The sequence below is a fragment of the Psychroflexus maritimus genome (assembly GCF_011089875.1).
GTDB classification, from domain to species: domain Bacteria; phylum Bacteroidota; class Bacteroidia; order Flavobacteriales; family Flavobacteriaceae; genus Psychroflexus; species Psychroflexus maritimus.
Window position 1 is genome coordinate 1 of sequence record NZ_JAANAS010000117.1, and the last position, 262, is coordinate 262.

The 262-nt window shown below is 31.7% G+C and carries 1 pseudogene; it reads right to left on the reverse strand.

Annotation, left to right across the window (positions count from 1 at the left end):
- Nucleotides 1–262, reverse strand: a pseudogene (locus G7034_RS11770) (T9SS type B sorting domain-containing protein); the annotation flags it as partial.

The window sequence follows — 262 nt, forward strand, 5'->3', positions numbered from 1 at the left end:
AAATCTTGAATACCTTCAAAATTAATACTTTCGTATAGAATTAAATCAAACTGAGCAACTTCATAGCAATCAGGATTTTCATTATTTTGAATTCTTACAAATATAGTTGCTGCCTCTCCTGTATATTCAGAAGGTTCTGCAATAGGATTTGAGCCAGCATTAGCATCTGCTAAATCTTCAAAGTAAGAGATGCTGTAATCTTGGATAGTTTGATTAGGCCCTAAAACTAATTCATTTTGTTGAGTCAGGTCAAAAAATACTT